The following is a 2,774-nucleotide window of genomic DNA, read 5'->3' on the forward strand; positions in this document are numbered from 1 at the left end:
ATGCCTTCCGAGCCGCGTCTGCTGATTGGGGTGTCTTTATCACCGGGGTAGCCACTGGCGCTTATAAGACCCCGGCTACGGAACAGGCACGCCAAACGGTTTTGTGGCCGGATATTCAGGGCCGAATCGCAACCACCCAACACGCCTCAGACCGCATGGTACGCTCCCAGATTACCATTGAAGATTCCAAACCTTGGGTGTATGGGATCAACCTGGTCGAAGCGCACCGCGGTACGGCAGTTTTTCGTCTTTGGCGTTTTTACCCTGGCCCGCCGGAAGGAGAGTTTGAGTGAAGCAAGGGAGTACGCCAGGAGCGGGAGCCAGGGAGCATGGGTGTAAAGAATTCTCCTCTGCACTCACACCCCCAAGCGCCCATGCTGAGAAAGGCCAGGCGATGGTGGAAACCGCCCTGTTCTCCGTCCTGGCTGTCATCCTGGCTTTCGGGATGCTGTCCTGGATACCGCTGCATCGCGCCCGCACACAGGCCACTGCCGCTGCCTATAGCTGCGCCCAGTTTATTTCCCAGTCGCCCAACCCCAGTCTGGCCGCCCGGAACGCGATCCTGGCCGTGGAGAAAACCCTCAATGCAGATTGGAGCGCCACGCTGGGTGTGAACTACAAACTGGTGGTCACACCGGGTTCACCCGGCGGGGTTGGCGGGTGTTCGGTGAGCTATCAAGTGCCGGTGATGTTCCGGGGTTTAGGGTTTATCGATCCGGGAGGCTGGTCCGAAGAATGGTGCCTGTCCCGGTCGGAAACCTGGAAGGCAAAATGGCGCTGATAAAAAAGAAAACTGAACACGGCCAGGCGATTGCTCTCTTTGCTTTACTTGTGCCGCTAACCACTCTGTTTGCGATGGGCATTCTGGAATATATGGTCACCAATGCCCGTATCATGGAAGCCGTTGCCGCGGCTGATCTGGCCGCCCACGCCGGAGCGCAAGAAATCCGGGTGTTGCCAGATGGCAGTATCGAGGCGACGGAGACGGGCAGCCAGGTGGCGGCTGCCTATTTCCAGGCCCAGCAACCTGAACATTCCATCTTTAACAGCGCAATTTGTGGCCGTTTTGACGACCGGCCTGGTTGCCGTGTCGCCGTGCAGGTGCGTTCAATGGGTTACCTGTTTCCCCAGCGTTGGATAAGCGTAAATGCCATCGGTTATCTGGCGCATGGCGTGACGAGGGATGATCAATAACGTATTTGTATTTACCTAGTAAATACAAATGATATAATTCATATATGAAGATCAAAGATACCCTTACCTATTCTGATTTGGGCGGTCGCCGGCACCTGCGCCGCTACATCATCGTCGCTATACTCATCCTGGTTTTCACCCTGGGAACCTACGGCTTTGCCCGGTGGCAGCGGGCGAAAACCCGGGCGCAGGTTCTGGGAACGCCTTTGCCGCTCGCAAATGTGCTGCCCGCCGCGCCAACAGAGACGAAAACTCCCCTGCCAACACTCACATCGCCCCCCGCTCCCAGCCTCACCCCCACGTTGGAACCCTGCCCAACGGACTCCAAAGCCTGGAATCTGGTGGATGTTCTGGATGACTACAATCTCAAACGCATCGAACCCGCTTGTGTCTACGAAGGTCTCGAACGGACAGTGGCCTGGCATCTGTTGACCTATATGGGCTACACCGAGTCCGAAGCAGCAGTGATGGTGGGGTTCGACAAAATTCCCGATTGGGTTCTGTTTTTGGATGACAGAACAACGAAATCGGTCACTGGCATGACCAATACCGGCGGCCCGTTGGAGATGGTGTTGAGACAGCGGTCGTATCACCCGGCATACCGCAATTGGAATATCCGGGAAGTCCCGTCCATATCGGCCAATATGACCTATGCCTTGAATGGCTGTTACCGTACAGAGACGGTTGATGGCGATCAAATCGAGAATTGGGGCATGGCCTTTCCGGTCGTCTGTGTGCTTTCCTTTGACCAGGGGCCGGGCTGGCTAGTGCATGAACTGGATGACCATCACTTTTCACAGGAGCTGGGTTGGGAACGCTTGTTTGTACAATTTGGCTACTCCCCGGCTCGAAACCAGTGGGTTTATATGGGCTACCATCCCGACAGCTCGATCCTGCAAGGCCATGAAGCTTACGAATCCCTCAAGGCAAAGGCACAGGAAGAACGGGTGTTTATTGCCGCTGCGCATGGTCTTGTGCCCTGGGATGCAACCTGGTTGGAATCAACCTTTGGTTTCACCATGCTTCCAGTGCCGGATGAGTGGCCATCTTACACGGACGAGGCTCAGATTGGAAATTTTGTAGATGCATTTGATACTTACTACAAAACATATCTCAGAGAAGATGATTGATGAAAAATAAGCCCTTCCTGTTCATATTGAGCCTTGCTATCAGCCTGGTAGCATCCACCGGTTTGTGCCTGCCGGTTCACGCGCAAAGCTTTAGCCCGGAAGGTGGCGGCAGCGGGTTTGATGTAACTATCGGCGATGGGAATAGCGAATGTACTACCAGCCCAGGTAGTAGTACGGTTGAAAGCACGAATGGCTCTGCTAACACCGGGGAACTCCACAGTCTGTTTTCCGATGCCGTGTATTTGATCCCGCCGGAGTTCTACCGCCTGACCTACACAAATCCCATTACGGGTGAAGTGTATGACTCGATGTGTATCCGGAAAGGCCCGGAGACCGTATGTGTTCCTTATGAGAGCGGCTCTTCAAGAACAGAGCACCCTTGTGAAACCTTCACCATGACCGGCGGCGGGGTGACTTGCGCCAATACCGAATGGTCTATCCGGGCCAGCG

5 protein-coding genes are annotated in these 2,774 nt (G+C 55.2%); all 5 read left to right on the top strand.

All coding sequences use genetic code 11. From position 1 onward, the window contains the following. Nucleotides 1-293 (top strand): hypothetical protein (locus HN413_00155; GenBank protein MBT3388799.1); only part of this gene is annotated, 293 nt, incomplete at its 5' end. Further along, nucleotides 290-781, top strand: a complete 492-nt coding sequence (locus HN413_00160) for a hypothetical protein (GenBank protein ID MBT3388800.1) — start codon at nt 290-292, stop codon at nt 779-781. The genes HN413_00155 and HN413_00160, both read left to right, overlap by 4 nt. Then, a complete protein-coding gene (locus HN413_00165; protein MBT3388801.1) occupies nt 772-1,194 on the top strand; it encodes a hypothetical protein in 423 nt (140 codons plus the stop codon). The genes HN413_00160 and HN413_00165 overlap by 10 nt, the downstream gene beginning before the upstream one ends. A gap of 44 nt (nt 1,195-1,238) precedes the next feature. After that, nucleotides 1,239-2,324 (top strand): hypothetical protein, encoded by a 1,086-nt coding sequence (locus HN413_00170; GenBank protein MBT3388802.1) that lies wholly within the window; start codon nt 1,239-1,241, stop codon nt 2,322-2,324. Further along, nucleotides 2,324-2,774: hypothetical protein (locus HN413_00175; protein ID MBT3388803.1), on the top strand; the 451-nt coding region annotated here is incomplete at its 3' end. The genes HN413_00170 and HN413_00175, both read left to right, overlap by 1 nt.

This window comes from Chloroflexota bacterium, assembly GCA_018648225.1.
Taxonomy (GTDB): Bacteria; Chloroflexota; Anaerolineae; order Anaerolineales; family UBA11858; genus NIOZ-UU35.

Bases quoted from the DNA above. Each gene is read 5' to 3' on its own strand.
- HN413_00165 (MBT3388801.1), top strand. From the start codon at position 772: ATGGCGCTGATAAAAAAGAAAACTGAACACGGCCAGGCGATTGCTCTC.
- HN413_00170 (MBT3388802.1), top strand. From the start codon at position 1,239: ATGAAGATCAAAGATACCCTTACCTATTCTGATTTGGGCGGTCGCCGG.